The organism is Kribbella antiqua, assembly GCF_004345665.1.
GTDB lineage: Bacteria > Actinomycetota > Actinomycetes > Propionibacteriales > Kribbellaceae > Kribbella > Kribbella antiqua.
In genome coordinates, this window is record NZ_SLWR01000022.1 from 24,251 (window position 1) to 50,615 (window position 26,365).

Below are 26,365 nucleotides of genomic sequence, written 5' to 3' on the forward strand. Positions count from 1 at the left end.
GTCGCGGGTCAGTTGTCCCTTCCGGACTCGGGACACAGCAGAGGACCGCAGTACCTGCCGCCCGGGTCGCCCGAACCCGGAGAGTTCTGGCCAGGAGGTACGCCAGGTACCGCCAAGGGGAGGAAGGAAAGACCATGACGGAGACACCAGCCCGGGTCCGCACCGACGTTCAGTACGGCGGTACAACGACCACCGCACGACAGGCCGGGATCGACCCTCAGACCGTACGTCGGCTGGGCATCGGGCTGACCACGGGCACGCTGGCCTGGGCGGCGAGCATCTTCGTGTTCACTACCGTCGCCGACGGCTGGCCCGGCCGGATCGGTGACCTCACCGGTCTCGCGTTCCAGCTCGGCGTGTTCTGCCTGCTGACGGTGCAGTTCAAGACGCAGGCGATCGGCGTCAGCCGGGCGGCCCGGGTGGCGCTGAGGGTGGAAGCGGTGATCCTGGGCATCGCGAGCATCTGGTCGCTGCTGCACGGCGTACTCCCGTCCAACCTGCAGGACGCGGCCTGGCTCGTGCCGCTGGACATCTGCTGGCCGCTGTCGATGCTCGGCATGGCGGTCATCGCCGTCAAGCTGGCCTTCACCGGACGCTGGCGGGGTGCGCTGCGGTGGTGGCCGCTGATCGCGGAGAGCTGGGCGGTCGTCACCGTGCCGTCCTTCATCCTCCTCGGCGACCAGGCCGCCCGCTGGGTCGGCGGCTTCCACCTCCTGATCGGCTACGCCACCCTAGGCCTCTTGCTCGCCCGCCGGCCGCAGCTCGTAGTACCGCAGGACTAACCAGCCGGGGTGCATCAGGGGACACCACCGGCCACACAGAAGAGGCGCCACCCACCACGGGTGGCGCCTCTTCCGCTGTGACGGCCGTGCGACTGACCGCCGTACTGGCTAAGGCCGGGCTGCTGGTGCGGCGGCCGGGGTTGGGAGTGCGGCGGCTTCCTCGTCGATGTCTACTACGGCGCCGGCGAACTGGGCGTTGTAGAGGCGGGCGTAGGCGCCGTTCGCGGTGAGGAGTTGCTGGTGGTTGCCTTGTTCGACGATGGAGCCGTTCTCCATGACGAGGATCAGGTCCGCGTCGCGGATGGTGGAGAGGCGGTGGGCGATGACGAAGCTGGTGCGGTCGGAGCGCAGCGCCGCCATGGCGCGTTGGACCAGGACCTCGGTGCGGGTGTCGACCGAGCTGGTTGCCTCGTCCAGGATCAGGAGCTGCGGATCCGCCAGGAACGCGCGGGCGATGGTGAGCAACTGCTTCTCACCGGCGCTGACGTTGCTGCCCTCCTCGTCGATCACCGTGTCGTACCCGTCCGGCAGGCTGTGCACGAACCGATCGACGTACGTCGCCTTGGCCGCGGCGAGCATGTCCTCCTCGGTCGCGTTCAGGTTGCCGTACATGATGTTGTCCCGGATCGTGCCGCCGAACAGCCAGGTGTCCTGCAGCACCATGCCGATCCGCGAGCGCAGGTCGTGCCGGGTCAGCTCGGTGATGTCGACGCCGTCCAGGGTGATCCGGCCGGCGTTCAGCTCGTAGAACCGCATGATCAGGTTGACCAGCGTCGTCTTGCCGGCGCCGGTCGGCCCGACGATCGCGACCGTCTGACCGGGCTCGGCGACCAGGCTGAGGTCGGTGATCAGCGGCTTCTCCGGGTCGTACGAGAACGCCACGTGCTCGAACTCGACCCGGCCGCGGGCCTCGGTGACCTCGGCCGGCGTCGCGTCGTCCGGCACCTGCTCCTTGGCGTCCAGGACCTCGAACACCCGCTCGGCCGAGGCGACCCCGGACTGCAGCAGGTTCGCCATCGAGGCGACCTGGGTCAGCGGCTGGGTGAACTGCCGCGAGTACTGGATGAACGCTTGTACGTCGCCCAGCGACATCGTGCCGGACGCCACCCGCAGGCCGCCGACGACCGCGATCACCACATAGTTCAGGTTCCCGATGAACATCATCAGCGGCATGATCAGGCCGGAGATGAACTGCGCCCCGAACGCGGCCTGGTAGAGCTCGTCGTTCTTCTCGGCGAAGCTCGCCTCGATCTCCTTCTGCCGGCCGAAGACCTTGACCAGCTCGTGTCCGGTGAACGCCTCTTCGATCTGGCCGTTCAGGGCACCGGTGTGCCGCCACTGCGCGACGAACCGGGCCTGCGAGCGCTTCGCGATCGCCGCCGTGATCACCATCGAGATGGGGATCGTGACCAGCGCGATGAGGGCGAGCAGCGGCGAGACCACGAACATCATCGTCACCACGCCGATCACCGTCAGCAGGGACGTGAGCAGCTGGCTCAGCGTCTGCTGCAGGCTGGTCGAGATGTTGTCGATGTCGTTGGTCACCCGGCTGAGCAGCTCACCGCGCGGCGCGCCGTCGAAGTAGCTCAGCGGCAGCCGGTTCAGCTTGTCCTCCACCTCGGAGCGCAGCTCAAAGACCGTCCGCTGGACCACGCCGTTCAGGATGTAGCCCTGCATCCAGGAGAGGAAGAACGCGCCGGCGTACAGGCCGAGCACCAGCAGCAGGACGTTGCGCAGGGCATCGAAATCGATCCCCACGCCCGGGATCAGGTCGATCCCCTGCAGCAGGTCCGCGAACCGGCCGTTGCCGGACGCCCGGGCCTGCTCGATCACCTGCTCCTTGCTGAGGTTCGCCGGCAGTCCCTTGCCGATCGCGCCGGCGAAGATGATGTCGGTCGCCTTGCCGAGGATCTTCGGGCCGAGCACCGACAGGCCGACGCTGGCGACGGCCAGCAGGATCACCCCGAGCACCTGTGTCCGGTGCGGCCGCAGCCGCCGGAGCAGCCGCTTCGCCGACGGGCCGAAGTTCATCGACTTGTCGCCGGGGATACCCCCGGGTGGGCCGAACGCACGACCGGTCGTCGGCCGCTCGGTCGCCTTCACCGTCGCCGGAGCCTGCCCGTTGGATGCAGCTGTGGGCGTTTGCTTGTCGTCGCTCATGCCGCCTCCTCCGCGGACCGCTGGGACTCGACGATCTCGACGTACGTCGGGCAACTCTCGAGCAACTCGTCATGGGTGCCCTTGCCGACGATCGCGCCGTCCTCGATCACGATGATCTGGTCGGCCTCGACGATGGTGGACACGCGCTGCGCCACGATCACCACGCACGCGTCCGCCGTCACCGGCCGCAGCGCCGCCCGCAGCCGGGCGTCGGTGGACAGGTCGAGTGCGGAGAACGAGTCGTCGAACAGGTAGATCTCCGGTTTGCGGACCAGCGCCCGCGCGATCGCCAGCCGTTGCCGCTGACCGCCGGACACGTTCGTACCGCCCTGCGCGATCGGCGACTCCAGGCCTTCCGGCATCGCCTCGACGAAGTCCTTGCCCTGGGCAATCTCCAGCGCCTGCCAGAGCTCCTCGTCGGTCGCGTCCGGGTTGCCGTAGCGCAGGTTGCTGGCGACCGTCCCGGAGAACAGGTACGGACGCTGCGGAACCAGCCCGATCCGCTCCCACAACGCCTCGGGCTCGATGTCCCGTACGTCGATCCCGTCGACGAGCACACGTCCACCGGTGGCATCGAACAACCGTGGCACCAGCGACAGCAGCGTGGTCTTGCCTGCGCCAGTACTTCCGATGATCGCGGTCGTCTGCCCGGGCGACGCGCTGAAGCTGATGTCCCGCAGGACCGGCTCGGCGGCGCCCGGGTACTGGAACTCGGCGTTCTCGAACACCAGCTCGCCGCGGCCGGTGAAGGTCCGGATCGGGGTGACGGGCGGCCGGACCGAGGACTCGGTGCCCAGCACCTCGGTGATCCGGTCCGCGCAGACCGAGGCCCGCGGCACCATGATCATCACGAACACGCCCATCATCACCGAGAACAGGATCTGGATCAGGTAGCTGAGGAAGGCGGTCAGCGCGCCGACCTCCATCGTCTGGTTCTCCACCCGGGAGGCGCCGAACCACAGCACCGCGACGCTGGACAGGTTCAGGATCAGCATCACCACGGGGAAGACGAGCGCCATCAGCCGGCCGGCCCGGACGGCGGTGTCGGTCAGGTTCTCGTTCGCCTCGCCGAACCGCTCGACCTCGTGCGGTTCGCGGACGAACGCCCGTACCACCCGGATGCCGGTGATCTGCTCGCGCAGCACCCGGTTCACGCCGTCGACGTTCACCTGCATCCGGCGGAACTGCGGCACCATCCGGCTGGCGATCAGCCCGATCGATGCCGCCAGCAACGGTACGGCGACGGCCACCAGCCAGGACAGCCCGACGTCCTCGCGGACGGCCATGATGACGCCGCCTACCATCGTGATCGGCGCGGCCACCAGCATCGTGCAGGTCGTCACCACCAGCATCTGGACCTGGGTGACGTCGTTGGTGCTGCGCGAGATCAGCGTCGGCGCGCCGAACTGGTTCACCTCCCGGGCGGAGAACTCCCCGACCCGGTGGAAGACCGCGGCCCGCACGTCCCGGCCGAACAGGGCGGCCGTCTTGGCGCCGAAGTAGACGGCGGCGATCGTACAGATGATCTGCACCAGGCTGACGCTCAGCATCCAGCCGCCGGTGCGCATGATGTAGCCGGTGTCGCCCTTGGCCACGCCGTTGTCGATGATCTCGGCGTTCAGGCTGGGCAGGTAGAGGGAGGCGATCGTCCCGATCAGCTGCAGGACGACCACCATGGTCAGGTTTCCCGCGTACGGACGCAGGTGCGTACGCAAGAGTCGAACTAACATCAGACATCCCCAGAGTCGTGGTGGTGGACACCGTCGAGCGCGAACTCGGCGATCTCCTCGGCGGTCGGGCGCGGACCTGAGTCGCGGTTGCGGACACCGTCGAGCACGAAGTCGACGATCTCCTCGGCGGTCAGCACCTGGCCCCCGGAAATCATTGGGTGGGTCGCCGAGAAGGTGATCAGCCCGATTCGGCGGACCACTTCCTCGGGTGTGAAGCGCAGCTGATCGGCATCCGGCCGGAGCAGCGCCGCGAAGGCCTCGTTGGCGAGGTCCGACTGCCGCTTGCGACGGGCCTCGTCCATCGCCGTCCCCTTGAGGTCGGGCGGCCGCCGCAGCCGGAGCGAGAACAGCAGTTTGAACACGGACCGCAGCCGCTTCTGGCCGGCCTCCGTGGCGGCGACCATCCGCTCCCGCAGCGGCAGGGACCGATCGATCCGTTCCAAAGCGTTGATCAGCTCGGTGGTGTCGAATGCCGTCCCCAGTGCGGCGTCGACCAGGGCATCCTTGCTGCCGAAGGCCCGGAAGATCGTCCCCTCGGCGATCCCGGCCGCTTCGGCGATCTGCTTGGTGCTCACCTCGGCGCCGAACTCCTCCAGCAGCGGCAGCGCGGCCTGGACGATGGCGGCGCGTCGCTCCTCCGGCGGCAACGGAGTGGCTCGTGGTGACATGCGTCGAGATTAACTGAGTGAGTACTCACTCACAACCCTATTTACCGTTCCGGGCCTGACCGCTTCTCGATCAGCGCGGAAACGCCGTCCAGCAGCCTGGCCAGCCCGTATTCGAACGCCTGCTCGGAGTCGTAGGGAGCGTCGTACTCATTCCCGACCGCGGTCCCGACCCGGTTGGCAAGCGGGAACTTCTCGAGGTCGGAGATCTTGTCCAGGTGCGGCACGTGCGCCAGCCACCACTCCTTGTCGGTCATCCCCGACCGCTGGATCACCTGGCGCGCCTCGACCGCCGTGCGTACGGCACCGTGGACGTACCCGTTGACGAGCGCGACGGTCGCGTCCATCTCGAGGTCGGTCAGGCCGATCCCCTCGATCGCGGCCAGTTCCCATTCGTACTTCGCCATCAGCTGCGGACCGAGCGGCGGCCGGCTAACCGCGACCTGCAGCAACCACGGGTGCCGTAGGTACACATCGCGATTCTCTCGCGCGACCTCGTCCAGCCGCGCCCGCCAGTCTCCGTCCACCTCGCGTCGCGCCAGCTCGCCGTACACGGTGTCGAGCATGACGTCGAGCAACTCGGCCTTGCCGGGGAAATACCGGTACAGCGTCATCGCGCCGGCGCCGAGCTCGTCGGCCACCCGGCGCATCGACATCGCGGCGATCCCCTCGGCATCGGCGATCCGCAGCGCCGCCTCGACGATGCGCTCCACCGTGAGCGCCGGCTTGGGCCCACGAGTCGGCTGCGGCCGCCGTCGCCAGAGCAGCTCCAGGCTCTTCGCCGGGTCACCACTGCCGGTGTACTCGGTATTCATGTGCGCGATTCTCCCGGAGTGGCTACGCTACTTCGTACAGTGTACTCAGTTAGCCGTGCGTTGACCTCAAGGACTGTTGAGGTCCTACGGTCGGAAACTGTCGGTGGCCTCCGGGATCATCGGCACGACCTGCACAACCGAGCCGGGGGAATCTCACCGTGAGTATGGAAATGACCGCGTGGACGTCGATGTACCACGCGATGCACCGACAAGATGAGAAGCGCCCGTTCTCGAAGGCCACGCTCAAACGGATCCTCGCGTTCGCGCGACCACACAAGCAGGCGCTGATCGCATTCCTGCTGCTCAGCATCGGCGCCGCGGTGCTGGCGGTCGCCACGCCGGTACTGGCCGGGCGGGTGGTCGACGCGATCGTCGGCGGCAAGGAGTTCAGCGTGGTCCTGCAACTCTCGCTGCTGATCGCGGTCATCGCGGTGGCGGAGGCCGGGCTGGGTCTGCTCACCCGATGGCTGTCCGCACAGATCGGCGAGGGACTGATCCTCGATCTGCGTACGGCGGTTTTCGACCACATCCAGCGGATGCCGATCGCCTTCTTCACCCGGACCCGGACCGGCGCGCTGGTCTCCCGGCTGAACAACGACGTCATCGGCGCGCAGCGAGCCTTCAGCGACACGCTGTCCGGCGTCGTCAGCAACCTGGTGATGCTCGTACTGACGCTCGTCGTGATGCTGCGGGTGTCGTGGCAGATCACCCTGCTCGCGCTGGTGATCCTGCCGATCTTCGTCATACCGGCGCGGCGGATCGGCAACCGGCTGGCCTCGCTCGAGCGGGAGGCGGCGAACTACAACGCGACCATGAGCACGCAGATGACCGAGCGGTTCTCGGCGCCCGGCGCGACGCTGGTGAAGCTGTTCGGCCGGCCGTCGCGCGAGTCCCTCGAGTTCGCGATCCGGGCCCGGCGGGTGCGTGACATCGGCGTACGGACGGCGATGGTGCAGTGGGTGTTCGTCACTTCGCTGACGCTAGTCTCGGCGCTGGCGCTCGCGGTGGTCTACGGGCTCGGCGGGTTCTACGCGCTGCGCGACCAGCTCGACGCGGGTGCCGTGGTCTCGATGGCGTTGCTGCTGACCCGGCTGTACTCGCCGCTGACCGCGCTCGCGAGTGCGCGGCTCGAGGTGATGACGGCGCTGGTCAGCTTCGAGCGGGTCTTCGAAGTGCTGGATCTGGAGCCGCTGATCAAGGACAAGCCAGACGCCGGGACGGTGCCGGAGGGACCGGTGTCGGTCGAGTTCTCACACGTGATGTTCGCCTACCCGTCCGCGGACAAGGTCTCGCTGGCGTCCCTCGAAGAGGTCGCCAAGCTCGACACCCGCGGTGGCGTCGAGGTGCTGCACGACCTCTCGTTCCGCGCCGAGCCAGGGCAGATGATCGCGCTGGTCGGCTCGTCCGGCGCAGGCAAGTCGACGATCGCGCAACTCATTCCACGCCTGTACGACGTGGACTCGGGCTCGGTGAAGCTCGCCGGCGTCGACGTCCGGGACGTGTCGGCGGAGTCACTGCGGGACACCCTCGGCATGGTGACGCAGGACGGGCACCTCTTCCACGACTCCATCCGGGAGAACCTGCTGCTCGCTCGACCTGAGGCGACCGACGACGACTTGTGGGACGCGCTGACACGGGCGCGCCTCGGTGATCTGATCCGCTCACTTCCCGACCAACTGGAGACGGTCGTCGGCGAGCGCGGGTACAGGCTGTCCGGTGGCGAACGTCAGCGGCTCACGATCGCTCGCCTCCTGCTGGCTCAGCCCCGGGTGGTCATCCTCGACGAGGCCACCGCCGCGTTGGACTCCACCAACGAGGCGGCGGTCCAGGCAGCTCTCACCGAGGCGCTGGCCGGCCGGACCGCGGTGGTCATCGCCCACCGCCTCTCGACCATCCGGGCCGCCGACCAGATCCTCGTCATCGAGGACGGCCGCATCGTCGAGCAAGGCACTCACACCACCCTGCTCGCCGCGTCCGGCCGTTACGAACAGCTCTACCGGACCCAATTCGACCAACCCGGCACCGAACCAGAGGTCGTGCCGGCTTAGCCCCGGCGTACTTCGAACGAGCGACGTGCTTCGAACGAGAAAGGTAGGAGCTTGGTAGGAGCGGGGCAGCTTGCCGGTTGTGCGGTGGTATTCAGGCCCGCGGATCCGCCGCGGGAAGGGCGGGTGAGTTTCTGGGATCCGGAGGGCGGCGAGCTGCCGCTCGGCGTCGGTGAGCTGACTGAGCTCGACCTGGTCATCGAGTCCGTGCCGCAGTCGGTCCGCGCGGTCGAGCTGTCGGTCGCGGAGGCAGTGCCGGTGCTGGGCCGGGCGCGACAAGCATCCGGCGCGCATCCTTCGGCGGCATTCTGGGGTACGGCGGCACTCGCGGCGCTGCAGCTGGTTGCCCGAGGCAAGCTACTGCCCGGCGTCTCCGCCGACGGCCACGACGCCTGGCGCGTCGGCCCCCTGGATGCGGACGACGTCACCCGCCTGCTCACCCTGGCCGAAGCTATGCCGCCGACGGCTCGTGCGTTGCCGCTCTCAGAGCATCCAACGGAGGTGAAGCTGCCTGCCGCGGAGGATCTGCTGCGGGGGTTCCTGGATGCGGTTGCTGACGGGATGCCTCGCTCCCCCGCCGCGACCAAGGCGCACGGGACCACTCTGTTCACCAGCCCGGCACCTCAGCGCGCCGACCGGCTGCGTTCGTGGGCTGATGAGGTCTCGGTAGGACTCGACAGCGGCGTTCGTATCTCGTTGCGCATCGAGTTGCTCGACTCACTCGGCTTCCGCGCGGTGGTCCAGTTGCACAGCATCAAGGATCCGACACTCGTCCGGGACGCCGGTGACGTCTGGGCCGAGGAGATTGCCGGATTCGGGGCCCGGGCGCGGATCGACGCGACTCTTGCGATCCGCCGGGCTTCGCGGGCGTGGGCTCCACTGTCCCGGCTGCTCGACTCCGCCGTACCGGATCAACTGGAATTGGCCGACGAAGAGGTCGGGGGGCTGCTCGCCGGGGCGGCGCAGCGGTTGTCGGCGGCCGGTGTCGACCTGCATTGGCCCCGCAGCCTCGGGCGTTCGCTCACGGCACGCGCCGCGATCACGTCGTCCGACGGACCACCCAGCGATCTGCCCAGCTTCTTCGGCGGCGACGCCACCCTCGACTTCAGCTGGCAGGTTGCTCTCGGCAACGATCCGCTGACCGAGGCGGAGATGGACCAACTGGCCGAGGCAACCCGACCGGTGGTCCGGCTCCGCGACCAATGGATGCTGATCGACCCGGACCTCGCCCGTAAGGCCCGCGAGCGGATTCTCAAACCAGTCACGCCGATTGATGCCCTCAGCGCCGCCCTTACCGGTACGACGGAGATCAACGGCCGCCAGATCAGCGTCAAGCCAACCCAGTGGCTCGACGACCTCCGCGCACGCATCGCCGACCCGGACCACGCCGACGAACCGATCGACGCGCCCGCCGGGCTCCAGGCGACCCTGCGCGACTACCAGCTCCGCGGTCTCCGCTGGCTTGCGCGGATGACCTCGCTCGGCCTCGGCGGCTGCCTCGCCGACGACATGGGCCTCGGCAAGACCATCACGCTCATCGCTCTCCACCTCCACCGCCAGACCTCACCTGACACCGCCGGCCCGACCCTCGTCGTCTGCCCTGCGTCGCTTCTCGGCAACTGGGAGCGGGAGATCCAGCGGTTCGCGCCGGGCACGCCAGTACGGCGCTTCCACGGCACCGCCCGCTCACTCGACGGCGCCGAGGACGGCTTCGTGTTGACGACGTACGGCACGTTGCGGCGCGACGCCGTACGCCTGGCTGATCATCAGTGGGCGCTCTTGGTCGCGGACGAGGCTCAGCATGTGAAGAATCCGTCGTCCGGTACGGCGAAAGCGCTGCGGACGGTGCCGTCACGCGCCCGGGTTGCGCTGACCGGCACGCCGGTGGAGAACAACCTGTCCGAGCTCTGGGCGATTCTCGACTGGACCACGCCTGGGCTGCTCGGGCGGCTCGGCACCTTCCGAAACCAGTGGGCAGCGCCAATCGAAGCCGACAAGGACGAAGAGGTCGCGCAGCGGCTGGCGAAACTCGTCCGTCCGTTCCTGCTGCGCCGCCGCAAGTCCGATCCCGGCATCGCGCCGGAGCTGCCGCCGAAGACCGAGACCGATCAGCCGGTGTCGCTGACCCGCGAGCAGGCCGTCCTCTACGAGGCGACGGTCCGCGAGCTGATGACCGCGGTCCAGGCCAGCGACCGGATGGCACGCCGCGGCCTGATCGTGAAGCTGCTGACCGGGTTGAAGCAGATCTGCAACCACCCTGCGCAGTACCTGAAGGAAGGCGAGGACGCGCGACTCTCCGGTCGCTCCGGCAAGCTCGAGTTGCTCGACGAACTGCTGTCGACCATCGTCGCCGAAGACGGCGCAGTCCTCGTCTTCACGCAGTACGTCGCCATGGCACGACTGCTCGAGCGTCACCTGGCGGAGCGGGGGCTGGCCACCCAGTTGCTGCACGGTGGGACGCCAGTACCGAAGCGGGAGGAGATGGTCGATCGGTTCCAGGCCGGCGAGGTGGCGGTGTTCCTGTTGTCGCTCAAGGCGGCCGGGACAGGGCTCAATCTGACCCGAGCCGATCATGTCGTGCACTACGACCGGTGGTGGAACCCGGCGGTCGAGGATCAGGCGACCGACCGCGCGTACCGGATCGGGCAGACGCGGCCAGTGCAGGTCCACCGATTGATTGCCGAGGGCACCATCGAGGACCGGATCGCGACCATGCTCAGCAGCAAACGCCAACTCGCCGAAGCCGTCCTGACCGGCGGCGAAGCCGCCCTCACCGAACTCTCCGACGCCGAACTTGCCGACCTGGTCGAACTGCGAGGCGGTCTGCGATGACCGAGGCACAGGGCTTTCCGGCGTTTCCGGCGCAGCGGCGAAGCACGCAAGGCCGGTCGTGGTGGGCGCGGGCGTGGGTGCAGGCGCTGGAAGACACGTCACTGGATTCGGATCAGCTGAAGAAGGGACGGCGCTACGCGAACTCCGGCCAGGTCGGAACGATCACCGTCAGCCCAGGGCGCATCGCGGCGACGGTGTACTCCCCCGACGACACCTATGAGGCTGCCGTCCAGATCGATGAGCTGAGCGACGACGAGTGGAGCCGGTTCCTCGACCAGGTCGCCGCTCGCGCCGGACACATCGCGGCATTGCTCGACGGTGAGATGCCGCACGACCTCGTGGAGGCGGCCGCCGAAGCCGGCGTGCCACTGCTGCCTGGCATCGGGGACCTCGACCCCACCTGCACGTGCGACGGGTGGGAGCTTCCGTGCCAGCACGCGGCTGGTCTCTGCTACCAGGTCGGGTGGTTGCTCGACTCGGATCCGTTCGTCTTGTTGCTGATGCGCGGGCGGTCGCGGGAGTACTTGCTCGATCAGCTCCAGGGCAGGAGTCAGGTTGGCACCGAGGTCGGCGTGTCGCCGGAGGATGTTGACGCGGGTCCCGTTGGCGAGCTTCCCGCCGTACCGGAGCTGCCGGCCAAGGTGACTGCGGACGAGCTGACGGTCAGTGGGATCGAACCACCTGCGGGTTTCGCTCCGGCAACGCTGCAGTTGCTGGTGCTCGATGCGGCCCGGCGTGCGCGTGCGCTCCTCAGCGCGCTGCTGCACGGCACGCCTGAGCCTGTGGCGCTCGACGAGTGGCAGGATGCCGTCCGCCTCGCCAGCGACTTTCCCGAGCTGGCGGGTCCGCTCACCGAAGCGACCGGCCGCTCTTTGGCCGAAGGCGTCCAGGCTTGGCAGTACGGCGGCGCCGCCGGGCTCGACGTACTCGAACACACCTGGACTCCCGACGCCGCCGACCTGGCCCGCGCGCGTGCCGAGCTGTTGGCCGCGGCCGACGAGGACATCAGCATCGATGTCTCCGGCAACCACCTCACCTGGGAAGATACCCAACTCCGCCTCGACCACCAGGGTCGCTGGCACCCCTATCGGTTGGTCAACGGCACCTGGATCCCGACATCGCCCCCGACCGCCGACCCGCTGACGGCGCTGGCCACAGATTGGTAAACCGGGTGCGCGTTGGTCGGCCGTCTGGATAAGGTGAGCGCGACTTCGGACGAAGGAGGAGGTGGGTTGATGACCGCGCGAGCGGGCGCTGTCGCGTACGCGGCAGCCACTTCGGTCATTCAGCCCATCCTTGGTTCCGCGTGACCTGACGGCCGCGGAACCCCTGGCCCGAAAGGGATTTCTCCGTTGTCCATCACTTGGCAAACACGCCTCGAGACCACCGAAGACATCACCACCATCCGTGAGCTGACCCGGCAGGCCTTCGGCCGGCAGTTCGAGGTCGACTTCCTCGACGCCCACCGTGCGGAGCCGGCCGCTTGGCTGCCCGGGCTGTCTCTCGTCGCGACCACAGCCGATGGTGAGGTCGTTGCCCATGCCCTGATCACCCGGTGTCACATCGGCGAAACGCCGGTCGCGTCGCTGGGTCCGGTCGCCGTACTGCCGCCGTACCAGAATCAAGGTGCCGGCAGCGCCGTGGTGTTCGCGGCGCTGGATGCCGCGCGTGATCGTGGTGAGCAGACCGTGGTGGTGCTCGGGCATGAGAACTACTACCCGCGATTCGGGTTCCGGCAGGCCACCGCCTTCGGCGTCCACCACCCTCAATTCGACGGGCCGAACCTGATGGCGCTGTCGCTGAACGGCACCCCGATCCCGACCGGCACCCTCCGGTATCCGGTCAACCTCGAGGAGTAAGCCGACCCCCGCCACCTGACCGCATTTGGTGGGTTCACCCACCACGTTGTGGGTTCCCCGCCTGTATTCCGGCCGGGAACCCACCATTTCATGGGGCCACCCATCAAATGGGTGCAGCCGGGGCCGTCGGAGGCGTGCGACAGCCTCCGGCGGCCCGGACACCGTCGGCACTTGAACGTTCACTACGCGATACGTGCCGGACTCGTAAAAGGTTCACGCAAACTCGCCGAATCACTTGCGCGCCGCCCTTGTATACATGAAACAGTCGACGAGACCGCCTACTCGGGAGCTGTGATGACTCGTCGTACTCCGCCTCTACTGAACCGCTCTAGTTCGATCCGCCCGGCTCTCGGAGCAGCCGTTGGGGTGATCGCGCTGGCGCTGATCGGGACCGCCTGCTCGCCGGTCGAACCGGCCGGCAGCAGCTCGGGCAGCACCCAGGCGGCCGCCGGCCAGGACGTGTTCGGCGACCCGGCGGACCCGGCGCAGGTGAAGGCCGGCGGCACGCTCACGGTCGCCCTCTCGGCGGACCCGGACAAGCTCGACCCGACGCTGTCGCGGAGCCTGTACTCGCGGTATGTCTTCCACACGATGTGCGAGAAGCTGTACGACCTCGGCCCGGACGCGAAGATCGTGCCGCAGCTCGCGACCGCGCTGCCCACCGTCTCCGCGGACGGCCTGAGCCTGACGATCCCGCTGCGCCAGGGCGTGAAGTTCGCCGACGGTACGACGCTCGACTCGAACGCGGTGAGGATCTCGATCAACCGCGGCCTCACGCTGGCCGGCTCCGCCCGCAAGAGCGAGCTCGGCCCGATCAGCTCGGTCGAGACGCCGAACCCGCAGACCGTCGTGATCAAGCTGTCGAAGCCGTTCGCGCCGTTGACCGCCGCGCTGGCCGACCGGGCCGGCATGGTGCTCAGCCCGGCCGCGGTCGCCAAGCTCGGCGCGAACTTCTCCAGCGCGCCGGTCTGCGCCGGCCCGTTCAAGTTCGCCAGCCGGGTCGCGCAGAACTCGATCAAGGTGGTCAAGGACCCGCTGTACTACGACGCCGCCAAGGTGCACCTGGACGCGATCGAGTACCGGATCATCACCGACTCGAGCATCCGCTCGGCCAACCTCAAGTCCGGTGACGCGCAGGTCGCCGACTCGCTGTCGACCCAGGACGCGCCCTCGCTGCAGAGCGACGGCAACATGACCGTGCTGCAGTCGCAGTCGCTCGGGTACCAGGGCCTCACCATCAACATCGCCAACTCGAACGGCGTCGGGAACCCGCTCAAGCCACTCGACACCCCGATCGCGAAGGACCCGCGGGTCCGCCAGGCACTGGCACTGTCGATCGACCGGGAGGCGCTGGTCAAGTCGATCTTCAACAACTTGAACACGGTCGCCTGCGGGCCGATCTCGCCGAAGAGCGAGTTCAGCTCCGAGGCCGCGCAGGTCTGCCCGCCGCACGACCCGGCGAAGGCGAAGCAACTCCTGGCCGACGCCGGCGTCAATACCCCGTACAAGGTCACCATGATCGCGTCGAACAACCCGGACAGCATCCGGCTGGCGCAGGCGCTGCAGGCGATGGTGAAGGAGGGTGGATTCGACCTCGTGATCAAGCCGGTCGAGTACGCCTCGCTGCTCGACCAGCAGGACCGCGGCGACTTCGAGCTGCTGCAGCTTGGCTGGTCCGGCCGCGTCGACCCGGACGCGAACATCTTCAACTTCGTCGGTACGACGGGCAGCCAGAACGTCGCCGGCTACAGCAGCCCCGAGGTCGACAAGCTGCTCACCGACGCGCGCCAGTCACTCGACAAGACCGAGCGGATCAAGCTGTACGGCGAAGTCGTCACCAAGCTCCAGCAGGACGACCCGCTCATCTACATCTACCGCCAGCGCAACCTCACCGGCGTCTCCAAGAAGATCCAAGGCATCCAGGTCTACCCAGACGGCGTCATCCGCACCGCCTTCGCCGGCTTCACCAAGTGAAACGGTATTTGCTCAGCCGGCTGTGGCAGTCGGTGGTGACGTTGATTCTGGCAACGATTGTGGTGTTCGCAGGCGTGCGGGCGTTGCCGGGGGATCCGGCGTTGGCGCTGGCCGGTGAGGATCGGGATCCGGAGTCGTTGCGGGCGATCCGGGAGCAGTACGGGCTGGACGATTCGCTGCTGGTGCAGTTCTGGCAGTTCGTCAGTCATGCGGCGCGCGGCGACCTCGGCCGGTCGATCCGGACCGGTGAGCCGGTCGGCTCGATGATCGCCGGCGCGTTGCCGGTGACCATCGAGCTGTCCATCCTGGCGATCCTGGTGGCCAGTGTGATCGGGGTCGGCGCCGGTGTCGTGGCCGCCGTACGACGGGGTCGTCCGGCCGAGTGGGCCGCCAACGCGCTGGCCTTGCTCGGCCTGTCCGTGCCGAACTTCTGGCTCGGACTGATGGCGATCCTCTATCTCTCGGTCGCGCTCGGCCTGTTCCCGGCCTCCGGGTTCGTGCCGTTCTTCAGCAACCCGATCGACAACCTGCACCACCTGGTCCTGCCCGCACTCATCCTCGGCACCGGCCTCGCCGCGGTCATCATGCGCCAGACCCGATCGTCGATGCTCGACGCCCTGTCGGCCGACTACATCCGTACGGCGGAAGCCAAAGGCCTCTCGCCAAGAGCTGTCATCGGAAAGCATGCCCTGCGCAACAGCCTGATCGTCGTCGTCACGATCGTCGGCCTGCAACTCGGCGCGCTCATCTCCGGCGCCGTCGTCACCGAGCGGATCTTCGCGCTCCCCGGCTTCGGCAAGCTCACCGTCGACGCCGTCTTCCAGCGCGACTACCCGGTCATCCAAGCGGTCGTCCTCGTCACGGCGACCGCGTACATTGTCATCAATCTGCTTGTCGACCTTCTGTACTCGGTCATCGACCCGCGGATCCGCGTCCGGGGTGATGCCTGATGGCCGTCGCAGACATCCCGGTCGGACTGCGGACCAACCGCAGCAAGGTCGTACGGCGGATCCTCCGCAACCCGCTCGCGATCACAGGCCTCGTCGTACTGGCGATCGCCGTCGTACTCGCGGTGTTCGCGCCCTGGCTCGCACCCCACGAGCCGACCCAGACCCACCTCGACCAGGCCTTCGCACCACCGGGGACCGTCGGCCACCTGCTCGGGACCGACGACCTCGGCCGTGATGTGCTCTCGCGGATCATGTTCGGCCTGCGCGCGTCCCTGCACGTCGGCCTGCTCGCGGTCGCCACGTCGCTCGTGATCGGCGTACCGCTGGGCCTGATGGCCGGGTATTTCCGCGCGATCGACGCGCTGATCTCGCGGTTCACCGATCTGGTGCTGGCGTTCCCGTTCCTGATCCTGGCGGTCGGGCTGGCCGCGATCCGTGGCGCCAGCCTCGGTAACGCGGCGATCGCGATCGGCATCGCGCAGATCCCGGGTGTGATCCGGATCGTCCGGTCCGAGACGCTGCGGCTGAAGTCGCTGGACTTCGTCGCGGCGGCGATCGTCGAGGGCGCCGGCGACCCGTGGGTGCTCGGCCGGCACATCCTGCCGAACGCGGCGTCGGTGATCATCGTCCAGGCGACCGTGGCGATCCCGGCCGCGATCCTCGGCGAGGCGGTGCTGTCGTTCCTCGGCCTCGGTATCCAGCCGCCCGCGCCGAGCCTCGGCACGATGCTGTCCGATGCGCAGCAGTTCGCGTCTCGCGCGCCGTGGGCGGCGGTGATGCCCGGCGTGGCGATCATGCTGCTGGCGCTGGCCTTCAACATCGTCGGCGACAGCCTGCGCGACGCGCTCGACCCGAAAGCGAGCCGACGATGAAGCCAGTTCTCGAAGTGAAAGACCTCTCCGTCACCTTCCGGACCGAGGACGGCAAACTGTCCGCGGTCGATCGGGTAAGCCTCGAGGTTGGTGATGGTGAAGTACTCGCGGTCGTCGGTGAGTCCGGCTGCGGCAAGAGCGTGACGGCTATGAGCATCGCCGGCCTGCTCCCCCGCACTGCCAACGTCGACGGCTCGGTGAAGCTTGATGGGACCGAGTTGATCGGTGCTGACAAGCGCACGCTCCGCTCGATCCGCGGCCGCGAGGTGGCCTACATCTTCCAGGAGCCGATGACGTCGCTGAATCCCGTCTTCACCGTCGGCCACCAGATCGGTGAAGTCCTGCGCACCCACGTCGGTCTCAGCCGCCAGGCAGCGCGAGCCCGCTCGATCGAACTCCTCAAGCTCGTCGGCATCCCGTCCGCCGAGCGCCGCGTCAGCGACTACCCGCACCAACTCTCCGGCGGCATGCGCCAGCGCGTGATGATCGCGATGGCCGTCGCCTGCGATCCGAAGGTCCTGATCGCCGACGAACCGACCACCGCCCTCGATGTCACCATCCAGGCCGGCATCCTCGACGTGCTGCGTGGACTCCGCGAGCGGCTCGGCACCAGCATCGTCCTCATCACCCATGACCTCGGAGTGGTGGCCGACCTCGCCGACCGGGTCGCCGTCATGTACGCCGGCCGCGTCGTCGAGACGGCCCAGGTCCACGAACTCTTCGCCAACCCTCAACATCCTTACACAGCAGGCCTTCTGGGCGCTTCACCAGCAGCGGGCCGCCACGCCGAGACCCACCGCCTCAACGAAATCCCCGGCCTGGTGCCGCTCCTGTCCGAGCAACCGGACGCCTGCACCTTCGCCGACCGCTGCCCCAGAGCAGTCGACTTCTGTACGACGTCTCAGCCGCAACTAACGACTGGTCAGCACCAAGTCGCCTGCTGGAACCCAGTCCGAGAACCAGTGGAGGTCTGATGGAGCAATTTGCTCTCGAAGTAGAAGACCTAGTCATGCACTTCGGACCCGTCCGGGCTGTCGACGGGGTGACACTGAGGGTCCGCCAAGGCTCTGTGGTCGCATTGGTCGGCGAGAGCGGTTCCGGCAAGTCCACGGTCGGCAGGTGCATCGTGCGGTTGCTGGAGCCGACCGGCGGAACCATCCGCCTCGCAGACGCCGACGTGACCCACCTCAACCGGCGGCAGCTGCGTCCACACCGTCGTGACGTGTCCATCGTGTTCCAGGACCCAGCAGGCTCACTGGACCCGCGGCTGTCGGTCGGAGACATCGTCGGCGAACCACTCCGGCTCATGCGCCGGAAAGACATCCCCGCAAAGGTCTCCGAGGCGCTACGCCGCGTGGGACTGCGCCCGGAGGTCGCGAACCGCTCTCCGCATGAGCTGTCCGGTGGCCAGCGGCAACGGGTGAGTATTGCTCGCGCGCTGATCTCCGAGCCGCGTCTACTCGTTGCTGATGAGCCGACGAGCGCGCTGGACGTGTCGGTGCAGGCGGCGGTGCTCAACCTGCTGGCAGATCTGCAGCGGGACCTCGGGTTCGCCTGCCTGTTCATCACGCACGACCTGTCTGCCGTCGAGTACCTGGCCGACGAGGTCGCGGTGATGTACCTGGGCCAGTTGGTCGAGCAGGGCCCGCGTGCCCGCATCTTCGGCGTACCAGCTCATCCCTACACGCAGGCGCTGCTGTCGGCGGCGCCCGTACCGGATCCTGCCGAGCAGCGGGCGCGGAAGCCGGTGCTGCTCGGTGATGACCTGCCGTCGGCCATCGACCCGCCCTCCGGGTGCAGGTTCCACACCAGGTGTCCGGTGGCAGTGGACAAATGCCGGACAGTGGTGCCGGAGTCGCGCGTGATCGGAGAAGGTGGACACCAGGTGGCGTGTCACTTGGTCAGCGACGACGGCACCGGCCCAGACGTACGCACAGTAGAAGGAGCTACTCCATGACCTTCACCACCCGGCCTACGCTGCGCGGCACGTTCGGGATGGTCTCGTCCACGCACTGGCTGGCGTCGCAGTCGGCCATGCGGATCCTGGAGCTGGGCGGTAACGCGTTCGACGCTGCTGCCGCTGCGGGCTTCGTGCTGCACGTGGTGGAGCCGCACCTCAACGGGCCAGGCGGGGAGGTGCCGGCGATCATTGCCACCGCCGACGACCCCACTCCACGCGTGCTGTGCGGTCAGGGCGTCGCTCCGGCCGGTGCGACCATCGAGCACTTCCGCTCGCTCGGTCTGACGCTCATCCCCGGCTCCGGACCTCTAGCAGCCACAGTGCCCGGTGCTGTCGACGCTTGGCTGCTCCTGCTGCGTGACCACGGCAGCCTGCCGCTGAGCGTCGTACTGGAGCCTGCTATCGACTACGCGCGCAACGGTCATCCGCTGGTGCCACGGGTCGGTGCCACGGTCAGCACTGTGCAGGAGCTCTTCACACAGCATTGGCCGACGTCTGCCGCGCTGTGGTTGCAGGGCGGTCAGCCGCCGCGTGGGATGTTCCGGAACGAGGCGTACGCCGCCACGCTGGAAAAGCTGGTCACCGAGGCCGAGGCGGCTGGTACAGACCGGCAGGCGCAGGTCGAGCAGGCGCGGAAAGCTTGGCGTGAAGGCTTCGTGGCTGAGGCGATCGATAAGTTCTCCCGGCTGCCGCATCGAGACTCCAGCGGCGAGGACCATGCCGGGCTGATCACCGGCGATGACCTCGCTTCCTTCGAGGCGACCTGGGAGGAGCCGGCGACGCTCGACTGGAACGGGTACACGGTCGCCAAGACCGGACCGTGGGGTCAGGGCCCGGCTCTGCTGCAGTCGCTCGCCGTACTGGCTGAGCTGGGTGATGTCGACCTGGACAGTGCCGAGGGCGTGCACACGACGGTCGAGGTGATGAAGCTGTCGTTCGCCGACCGGGAGGCCTGGTACGGCGACGGCGCCGACGTACCGCTGGAGACGCTCCTGTCGCCCGCGTACGCCGCCGAACGCGCCAAGCTGATCGGGTCCAACGCCAGGCTGGAGTTGAGTCCGGGCAGCCCAGACGGTCGCGAACCAGTGCTGCCGTCTGTTGCTGTCGGCAAGGATCTGGGAGATGCAACGACCGGCGAGCCGACTGTTTCGTCCGGAGGCGTCACGCGCGGGGACACCTGCCACGTCGACGTGATCGACCGCTGGGGCAACGTCATCTCCGCCACGCCGAGCGGTGGCTGGCTGCAGTCGTCGCCGACGATCCCAGAGCTCGGCTTCTGCCTCGGCAGCCGGCTGCAGATGTTCTGGCTGGAAGAAGGCCTGCCGTCGTCACTGAAGCCCGGACTCCGCCCGCGGACCACCCTCACGCCGACTCTGGTGCTGCAAGACGGCCAGCCGGTCCTTGCGTGCGGCTCACCCGGTGGAGACCAGCAGGACCAGTGGCAGCTCCTCTTCCTGCTGCGCCACCTGGCCGGCGGCGTGGATCTGCAAGAGGCGATCGACGCACCTGCGTGGCACACCACAGCCTTCCCGTCGTCGTTCTACCCGCGGGCGACCGAGCCGGGCGGTCTGGTGATCGAGAGCCGCGTGGGCACCGCCGTACGGGATGAGCTCGTACGGCGTGGGCACGTCGTCACTGAAGCCGACCCGTGGAGCCTGGGCCGATTGTGCGCCGTACGACGAGAGCCAAACGGCGTACTCGCGGCAGCCGCTAACCCACGTGGCATGCAGGGCTATGCGGTAGGCCGCTGAGCCAGTGCGGCCTTGGCTGCCGCCTCCACGTGGTCACGGGCCGCACTGGTTGCTTCCGCCGGGTTTGCTGCAGCAATGGCCTCCACCAGGCGGATGTGTTCTTCCCAGGAATGTGGCGCGCGCTGCGCCGCTCCGACGCGGAAGACCCAGTGGACGTGGTGGTACATCGCCGCCGAGATGGACAGCAGCCAGCGGTTGCCGCTGACCTCGATGACGGCGCGGTGGAACGCGCTGTTCAGCTCGGCCACGCGGTCGAAGTCCTTGCCCTCGGTCGCCTCGCTCGCGTCGTCGAGCAGCCGACGCAACCGCACCACGTCCTGCGGCGTCGCCCGCTCTGCCGCGAGCCCGGCAGCCAGCGTCTCCAATTGCTCGCGTACGGCGAACAGGTCGCGGACCGCAGCCTCGTCAAGCGTCGCCACGACCGCACCGCGGCGCGGCAGGATGTGCACGAAGCCCTCGGCCTCCACCACGCGGAGAGCCTCGCGGACCGGGTTCCGGGAGACGCCGAAGTCATCTGCCAGGCGCGTCTCGGTCAGCCGCTCGCCCTGCGCGTAGTCGCCGTCCACGATCCGCCGGCGCAACTCCGCCAGCACCTGCTCGCGCAACGCGACATGGTCGGCACCGATCGTCCGCATCTCACCGGTCTGCTCCACCCCATGGTCTCCTCTCCCCCGCTCGTTCTGTTCGAAGCACGCTAACCGATCCACCGAGCAGCGGCACGTGATCCGGGCACCGGGTTATCTTGACGGCTTGAACATCAGACTGACGCCGCTGACGGATCCGGACTACCGGCCGTTCAGCCGCCGCCTCGCCTGGCTGGCCGCGGACGCCGACGGCAACCCGGTCGGCTCTGCGTTCCTCCGCCTCAACAGCCGGCCTACTCAGGCCCACCTGGCCGAGCTCGAGCTCAACGTCCACCCAGCCGAGCGCCGCCGCGGCATCGGCTCACGGCTGCTCGACGCCGTGGTCGGTGCCGCCCGCGAGCACGACGTACGCACGCTGCTCGCAGACGTTCGGGTTGACTCGCCTGGTGACCACTTCCTGCACCACCACGGCTTCGCCATCGGCCTTTCCCTGGTCTTCGCGCGACACCGCCTCGCTGACGTCGTACTGGACTCGGTCGTGGGGCCAGAGGGCTATCGGCTCGAGTCGTGGGTGGGCGTCGTACCGGATGAGCTGGCGCAGACGTTCACCGACGCGCGGGCCGGGATGGACGACGCTCCGCAAGGCGACATCGCGTACGGCGAGGATGTCTGGGACGTAGAGCGGACCCGGAACGCCGCTCAGGTGATCGAGCAGCGCGGCGAGGTTTTGTGCACCGTAGCAGCCGTCCACGAAGCCTCTGGCGCGATTGCCGGCTTCACGGAGCTCGTCGTACCAGGTGACGGCAAGGGCGACGCTCAGCACTACGGCACCGCCGTACTCCCCGCACACCGCCGACGCGGGCTGGCGCTGTGGATGAAGTCCGAGCAGATCCGTCAGACCCGGCAACGCTTCCCGGATCTGGACGGTCTGCTCACCGACACCGTCGACACCAACGCGCCCATGCAACGCGTCAACGCACACCTGGGCTACCAGCCCACGCACCGCCTCAACCGGCGCACTCTCGACCTACAGCAGCCCAGCTAAGCGGACTACTGCCCGAGGATCTTCTGGACCGCGGCTGTAGTGATCGGGTGGTAGCCGGGGCGCGCCTTCGCGAACACCTCGGCGGCGAACGCCCGGTCCGTGCCGGCCAGCGCTCGATAGACCGGCAGCACCAGCTTCATCCGCCCGACCCGGGTCAGGAACCCGGCCATTTCGGCGTACGACGCCTCATAGCTGCTGGCGGCAACGATCTGGTACCAGCGCCGGGCGATCTCGCCGTTCGCCGTACCGGTCAGGCCGAAGGCCCGATCCAGCTGCTGCAGGAGCACCGCGCTCAGTACGTCGGGAGCCGCGTCCAGGAACCGCAGCCACTCCTGCGTCGTCCACTGCTCGGCGCCCTGCGGCAGCTCACCGGTGGTCAGCCACAGATCCCTGGCCTCGTCCACCACCTGGAACCGCGCCGACTGCGCCCGCCGCGCGAAGGCCGGGATCCCCGGCTCGACCAGCCACGCCGACAGCTCGGCCTCGGTCACCACATCTGGGTGCGGCGCCATCAGGTGCTCGCGCAGATGGGCGACGAAGTCGTCCGACTCGATGCTGCGGAACGCGAACCGGTCGAAGTACCCGCGCAGGAACGGATCGAACACCTCCCGCGAGAACCGCTCCTCCAGCCAGGACAGGAACCACGACCCCTTCAGCGGCCCGAGCGCGGTCGTCCCGTGATACTCGGAGCGATGGTTCAGCCCCGGCAGCTCCACAGCCAGCTCGGCGGGCGTCAGAGGATCCAGCTTCACCACCGTCGCGTGCTGCTTGATCGCTGTCTCCATCACCGCGAACTCGGTGCCGTAGAGCGCCTCGACGATCCGGTTCTCGACGTACGCCGTGAAGCCTTCGTTGAGCCAGATGTCGTCCCAGCTGTCCTGGGTGACCAGGTTGCCCGACCAGCTGTGCGCCAGCTCGTGTGCGACCACGCTGACGAGTGACTTGTCGCCGATCACCACCGTGGGGGTGGCGAAGGTCATCCGCGGGTTCTCCATCCCGCCGTACGGGAAGGACGGCGGCAACACGAGGAGGTCGTAGCGTCCCCAGCGGTACGGGCCGAAGAGCTCCTCGGTGACGCGCATCATCTCCTCGGTGTCGGCGAACTCGGTCGCGGCCCGGCGCGCCATCTCCGGCTCGGCCCACACCCCGCACCGCTCGCCGATCGGCTCGAACACCAGATCACCCGCGGCAATGGCCAGCAGGTACGACGGGATCGGCTCGGGCATCACCACGTCGTACGAGCCGGTCCGGCGGGACGTCGTGCCGTTGTCGGCGCTCATGAGGACCATCAGCTCCGGCGGAGCGGTGACGTGGGCGGAGTAGCTGAAGCGCACACCGGGTGTGTCCTGCACAGGCACCCAGCTGCGGGCGTGGATGGCCTGTGACTGGCTGAACATGAACGGCATCACGCCACCCGCGGTCATGGACGGCTCCAGCCACTGCAGGCCGGTGGCGGTCGGGGCGGTGCGGTAGCTGACCCTCACCCGCTCGTGCCGGGCAGTGCGGATCCTCAGTGCGGAGCCGAGCTCCTTGTCGGGGACAGCCAGGCTGTACTCCAGCGGCTCCCACCCGTCGGCCGTAGCGCCCTCCACGGCCAGCACGGTCAGGTCACGCGTGTCGAGCACCAGGCGGTCGCCCGAACCGGTCCACGCGAGGGTGTGCGTGGCACTACCGGTCAGCACCTTCGCGCTGAAGTCCAGCTCGAGGTCGAGCTCGAGGTGGGTCGTCCGAACCAGGGCAGGTTCGGCGTAGGAGTGGCGGTCGTGCGTCACTGGGTGCTCCCCGAGTATGAGTGCGTCCGCGGAACCTTACCCACGGAAGCTGTGAAAAAGGCGACCGATCTGAGCCATCAGCACCACCGTGCCAAAACGCTGATGTTTGATCAGACGAGTGGCTTGACCGCAGGGCGACCATGGAGACATGCGGGCTGCCGCCGCCGCTGTCATCACCCTGCTGGCCACTGCCGCGTGCACCAGCGGCACCACCGCTCGCACTCCGAGCCCGACCAAGGCTCCGCCCGTCGTCGCCTCCACACCGCCGGTTGTCTCCCCCACGCCGCCTCCGCGGCCGGCGACCCTGCCGACCAGCAATGGTCCGCCAGCCGTTTCGACGCCCGTCGCCCCCTTCGACAGTGCGGCCGCGCTGGGCACCGTGCGCCACCTGGCCGGTCTCGGCCCGCGTGAGGCGACCAGTACGACGTACCTCCGCGCACTCAGCTGGCTGGAACAGCGCTTCCGCTCAGCCGGCTACCAGACCAGACGCCAGGCGCTGCGAGTCCCAGCAGGCGTCTCCTGGGGAGTCCCAGTCCGCGCAGGCACCACCTGGAACCTGATAGCCACCAAGCCCGGCTTCAACTCCGCAGCGCCTCACCGCATCGTCGGTGCGCACCTCGACACCGTCCCGCAGGCTCCCGGTGCCGAGGACAACGCTTCGGGCATCTCTGTGCTCCTCGGCACCGCCCAGGTCCATCAGCGTCCCTCCGCCGTGTTCGTTGCCTTCGGCGCCGAAGAGCCACGCGGTGACGGCGACAACCGTCACCACTACGGCTCCCGCGCGTACGTCGCCTCGCTACCGCCCGCACAACGCAGAGCGCTCCGCGGCATGGTCTCCCTCGACCGCGTGGGCGTCGGCAGCGTCGTGCCCATCTGCTCGGCTGCCGCAGAGGACCCGGCACTGCGGAACGAGCTACGAGCGGCCGCCACCCGTGTGCGGGTCGAGAGCCGAGTGTGCGTGAACAGGTCGAGTGACCACTGGTCGTTCGTCCGCTCCGGTCTGCCGGGCGTCCGGCTGGGCAGTACGCCGTACGCCGAGTACCACAGCGCGCAGGACCTGCCCCGAGTTGTCTCCCCCGCCCAGCTCGATCGGACGGGCCGGGTGTTAACCGCCTGGCTCGACAGCTAACGCATACCGGCCAGGATCCGCTCAGCCCGGGTCCCGCTCACCACGCGGGGACTGAAGTCATTCCCGATCACGTACGGCGTCAGTCGCGCGGCCTTGAGCGTCTTACCCCAGTAGGTGAGCTCCAGCAGCACGCCTTCCTGCGTCTGCGGCGAGAAGTCCATGTCGAACACCAGATTCCCCAGTGAGTGCGCTACTACCTTCCCCGGTGGGAACTGCACGCTCTGAACCCAGTGCGGGTGCCCGCCGATCACCAGGTCCGCTCCAGCTCGTGTCAGCGCTGTCGCCACGGTGTGCTGCGCTGTAACCGGCGTGTGCGTGTACTGCTGCCCCCAGTGCGGCAGTACGACGACCACGTCGACGGTCGCCTTCAAGGTCCTTACTGCCCTCGTGACCGCTGCCAGGTCGTCGGCGTTGAGCGGGCCGGTCCGCGGCGGCATCCGCAGGCTGAGTACGCCAGCGCTGGTCGCTGTCGCCCTCGGCGTCTCACCGATCGCGTTGAATGCGAGGAAGCCGAAGCGGACTCCCCCGCGCTCGACTCTTGCTGGCCGCGCGGCCTCGGTGAGGTTGCCTCCGGCCCCTACCGGCTGGATACCGCCCGCACGGACGAGTCGGATGGTCTCGATCAGCGCCCGCTCCTGGAAGTCACCGGTGTGGTTGTTGGCCAGCGACAGTACGTCGACTCCCGCGGCGCGCAGGCCGGCGACTACACCTGGTGGTGCGGCGAAGGAGTCACCGCCCTGCTGCGGCGTACCGGCGCGGGACAGGGTGCTTTCGAGGTTGACCACGGTCAGGTCGGCGGCGGCTAGGCGCGGTGCGATCGCACGCAGGGGTCGAGCGACGTCGCCGGTCCTTGCTGCTGCGGTGGCGACGCGGCGGCCGAGCATGACGTCGCCGCCGATGGTGAGGTCGATGACCGGTGCCGTGGGTGCTGGGCCGTTGGTTCTCAGTGGATAGCGTTTCGGGTCTTTGAAGGGGTCAACGCCTGCGACGGTGAGTGGTCTGATGGATGGGCCGGCGGTGGATGCGGGGACGATCGCCAGCGCTGTCGTCGATCGTTGGACTTCGCGCGGTGAATCGACGATGCGGAAGCCGCGCCAGGTCTTGAGGGTGCCGCTTTTGATGACGGTCGCGGTCGCTAGGTCGATGTCCTGGGCCGCGCGGGTCGGGTGGATCGCGAGGACCAAGGGTTGGGTCGTGCGCTTCGCTGCGGTTGGCGTTGGGCTGGCGGCGGGCGTCGTCGTACTAGGCGAACTGCTGCTCGGTGATGCGCTGTCTGGGCCGGTTTCGGTGCAGGCGACGAGGGCCGCCGCGAGGGCAGCCAGCGAGACCCACCGCACCGCCATGTGTTTCTCCTATGTCAAGCCGCAGCCGGGAGGCTGGTTGTAGGTCGGCTGTGATGGTCGTTGGTGAGGTGGTTGAAGACGGTGCGTGCGAGGCGTC

The 26,365-nt window shown here is 68.3% G+C and carries 20 protein-coding genes; 13 read left to right on the forward strand and 7 right to left on the reverse strand.

The features are described from left to right. Positions 1-134: 134 nt before the first annotated feature. Positions 135-782, forward strand: coding sequence for a hypothetical protein (locus EV646_RS38335; protein ID WP_132157694.1), 648 nt, complete (start codon positions 135-137; stop codon positions 780-782). A gap of 108 nt (positions 783-890) precedes the next feature. Here the strand turns inward: EV646_RS38335 and EV646_RS38340 are convergent, their stop codons facing one another. From EV646_RS38340 to EV646_RS38355, 4 genes are read right to left on the reverse strand one after another with little or no spacing between them, the layout of a single operon-like run. Continuing rightward, on the reverse strand, positions 891-2,942 hold the full coding sequence (locus tag EV646_RS38340; protein WP_132157696.1) for an ABC transporter ATP-binding protein: 2,052 nt from the start codon (positions 2,940-2,942) through the stop codon (positions 891-893). Next, positions 2,939-4,672: an ABC transporter ATP-binding protein gene (locus EV646_RS38345; RefSeq protein WP_132157698.1), complete on the reverse strand. Its 1,734-nt coding sequence runs from the start codon at positions 4,670-4,672 to the stop codon at positions 2,939-2,941. Before EV646_RS38345 ends, EV646_RS38340 begins: the two co-directional genes overlap by 4 nt. Beyond that, positions 4,672-5,340 carry a TetR/AcrR family transcriptional regulator gene (locus EV646_RS38350; RefSeq protein ID WP_241996608.1) on the reverse strand — a complete coding sequence of 223 codons (669 nt, stop codon included), beginning with the start codon at positions 5,338-5,340 and terminating at the stop codon, positions 4,672-4,674. Before EV646_RS38350 ends, EV646_RS38345 begins: the two co-directional genes overlap by 1 nt. Before the next feature lie 41 nt (positions 5,341-5,381). After that, complete coding sequence (locus tag EV646_RS38355) at positions 5,382-6,152, reverse strand: TetR/AcrR family transcriptional regulator (protein ID WP_132157700.1); 771 nt, start codon at positions 6,150-6,152, stop codon at positions 5,382-5,384. Between the two features lie 170 nt (positions 6,153-6,322). Here EV646_RS38355 and EV646_RS38360 point away from each other — a divergent pair, with 170 nt between their 5' ends. The 10 genes from EV646_RS38360 (at position 6,323) to EV646_RS38405 (ending at position 20,395) form a co-directional block, all read left to right on the forward strand. After that, on the forward strand, positions 6,323-8,200 hold the full coding sequence (locus EV646_RS38360) for an ABC transporter ATP-binding protein (RefSeq protein WP_199237511.1): 1,878 nt from the start codon (positions 6,323-6,325) through the stop codon (positions 8,198-8,200). Between the two features lie 123 nt (positions 8,201-8,323). Then, positions 8,324-11,029 (forward strand): DEAD/DEAH box helicase, encoded by a 2,706-nt coding sequence (locus EV646_RS38365; protein WP_241996609.1) that lies wholly within the window; start codon positions 8,324-8,326, stop codon positions 11,027-11,029. Next, positions 11,026-12,195, forward strand: coding sequence for an SWIM zinc finger family protein (locus tag EV646_RS38370; protein ID WP_132157706.1), 1,170 nt, complete (start codon positions 11,026-11,028; stop codon positions 12,193-12,195). Before EV646_RS38365 ends, EV646_RS38370 begins: the two co-directional genes overlap by 4 nt. A 186-nt stretch (positions 12,196-12,381) precedes the next feature. Beyond that, positions 12,382-12,888, forward strand: a complete 507-nt coding sequence (locus EV646_RS38375) for a GNAT family N-acetyltransferase (protein WP_199237505.1) — start codon at positions 12,382-12,384, stop codon at positions 12,886-12,888. A gap of 294 nt (positions 12,889-13,182) precedes the next feature. After that, positions 13,183-14,862, forward strand: a complete 1,680-nt coding sequence (locus EV646_RS38380; protein ID WP_132157710.1) for an ABC transporter substrate-binding protein — start codon at positions 13,183-13,185, stop codon at positions 14,860-14,862. Beyond that, the gene (locus EV646_RS38385; protein ID WP_132157712.1) at positions 14,859-15,812 is read left to right on the forward strand and encodes an ABC transporter permease; all 954 of its coding nucleotides are present in this window, start codon (positions 14,859-14,861) and stop codon (positions 15,810-15,812) included. Before EV646_RS38380 ends, EV646_RS38385 begins: the two co-directional genes overlap by 4 nt. Further along, positions 15,812-16,684: an ABC transporter permease gene (locus EV646_RS38390; protein ID WP_132157714.1), complete on the forward strand. Its 873-nt coding sequence runs from the start codon at positions 15,812-15,814 to the stop codon at positions 16,682-16,684. The genes EV646_RS38385 and EV646_RS38390 overlap by 1 nt, the downstream gene beginning before the upstream one ends. After that, positions 16,681-17,658, forward strand: coding sequence for an ABC transporter ATP-binding protein (locus EV646_RS38395; RefSeq protein WP_132157716.1), 978 nt, complete (start codon positions 16,681-16,683; stop codon positions 17,656-17,658). The genes EV646_RS38390 and EV646_RS38395 overlap by 4 nt, the downstream gene beginning before the upstream one ends. Continuing rightward, complete coding sequence (locus EV646_RS38400) at positions 17,658-18,641, forward strand: ABC transporter ATP-binding protein (protein WP_132157718.1); 984 nt, start codon at positions 17,658-17,660, stop codon at positions 18,639-18,641. The genes EV646_RS38395 and EV646_RS38400 overlap by 1 nt, the downstream gene beginning before the upstream one ends. Beyond that, positions 18,638-20,395 carry a gamma-glutamyltransferase family protein gene (locus EV646_RS38405; protein WP_132157720.1) on the forward strand — a complete coding sequence of 586 codons (1,758 nt, stop codon included), beginning with the start codon at positions 18,638-18,640 and terminating at the stop codon, positions 20,393-20,395. The genes EV646_RS38400 and EV646_RS38405 overlap by 4 nt, the downstream gene beginning before the upstream one ends. Here EV646_RS38405 and EV646_RS38410 read toward each other — a convergent pair. Beyond that, positions 20,377-21,048: a GntR family transcriptional regulator gene (locus EV646_RS38410; RefSeq protein ID WP_132157722.1), complete on the reverse strand. Its 672-nt coding sequence runs from the start codon at positions 21,046-21,048 to the stop codon at positions 20,377-20,379. The genes EV646_RS38405 and EV646_RS38410 overlap by 19 nt on opposite strands. Before the next feature lie 97 nt (positions 21,049-21,145). Here EV646_RS38410 and EV646_RS38415 point away from each other — a divergent pair, with 97 nt between their 5' ends. After that, positions 21,146-22,024: a GNAT family N-acetyltransferase gene (locus EV646_RS38415; protein WP_132157724.1), complete on the forward strand. Its 879-nt coding sequence runs from the start codon at positions 21,146-21,148 to the stop codon at positions 22,022-22,024. A 5-nt stretch (positions 22,025-22,029) separates the two neighbouring features. Here the strand turns inward: EV646_RS38415 and EV646_RS38420 are convergent, their stop codons facing one another. Further along, entirely contained in the window at positions 22,030-23,796 is a 1,767-nt protein-coding gene (locus tag EV646_RS38420) for a M1 family metallopeptidase (protein ID WP_132157726.1), read from the reverse strand. A 148-nt stretch (positions 23,797-23,944) separates the two neighbouring features. Here EV646_RS38420 and EV646_RS38425 point away from each other — a divergent pair, with 148 nt between their 5' ends. Then, on the forward strand, positions 23,945-24,925 hold the full coding sequence (locus tag EV646_RS38425; protein WP_132157728.1) for a M28 family metallopeptidase: 981 nt from the start codon (positions 23,945-23,947) through the stop codon (positions 24,923-24,925). Here the strand turns inward: EV646_RS38425 and EV646_RS38430 are convergent. Then, positions 24,922-26,268 (reverse strand): CapA family protein, encoded by a 1,347-nt coding sequence (locus tag EV646_RS38430; protein ID WP_132157730.1) that lies wholly within the window; start codon positions 26,266-26,268, stop codon positions 24,922-24,924. The genes EV646_RS38425 and EV646_RS38430 overlap by 4 nt on opposite strands. Positions 26,269-26,365: the final 97 nt, after the last annotated feature.

Coding starts and splice junctions, on each gene's coding strand:
- EV646_RS38335 (WP_132157694.1), top strand. CDS start 135: ATGACGGAGACACCAGCCCGGGTCCGCACCGACGTTCAGTACGGCGGT.
- EV646_RS38340 (WP_132157696.1), bottom strand. CDS start 2,942: ATGAGCGACGACAAGCAAACGCCCACAGCTGCATCCAACGGGCAGGCT.
- EV646_RS38345 (WP_132157698.1), bottom strand. CDS start 4,672: ATGTTAGTTCGACTCTTGCGTACGCACCTGCGTCCGTACGCGGGAAAC.
- EV646_RS38350 (WP_241996608.1), bottom strand. CDS start 5,340: ATGTCACCACGAGCCACTCCGTTGCCGCCGGAGGAGCGACGCGCCGCC.
- EV646_RS38355 (WP_132157700.1), bottom strand. CDS start 6,152: ATGAATACCGAGTACACCGGCAGTGGTGACCCGGCGAAGAGCCTGGAG.
- EV646_RS38360 (WP_199237511.1), top strand. CDS start 6,323: ATGACCGCGTGGACGTCGATGTACCACGCGATGCACCGACAAGATGAG.
- EV646_RS38370 (WP_132157706.1), top strand. CDS start 11,026: ATGACCGAGGCACAGGGCTTTCCGGCGTTTCCGGCGCAGCGGCGAAGC.
- EV646_RS38380 (WP_132157710.1), top strand. CDS start 13,183: ATGACTCGTCGTACTCCGCCTCTACTGAACCGCTCTAGTTCGATCCGC.
- EV646_RS38390 (WP_132157714.1), top strand. CDS start 15,812: ATGGCCGTCGCAGACATCCCGGTCGGACTGCGGACCAACCGCAGCAAG.
- EV646_RS38395 (WP_132157716.1), top strand. CDS start 16,681: ATGAAGCCAGTTCTCGAAGTGAAAGACCTCTCCGTCACCTTCCGGACC.
- EV646_RS38400 (WP_132157718.1), top strand. CDS start 17,658: ATGGAGCAATTTGCTCTCGAAGTAGAAGACCTAGTCATGCACTTCGGA.
- EV646_RS38405 (WP_132157720.1), top strand. CDS start 18,638: ATGACCTTCACCACCCGGCCTACGCTGCGCGGCACGTTCGGGATGGTC.
- EV646_RS38425 (WP_132157728.1), top strand. CDS start 23,945: ATGCGGGCTGCCGCCGCCGCTGTCATCACCCTGCTGGCCACTGCCGCG.
- EV646_RS38430 (WP_132157730.1), bottom strand. CDS start 26,268: ATGGCGGTGCGGTGGGTCTCGCTGGCTGCCCTCGCGGCGGCCCTCGTC.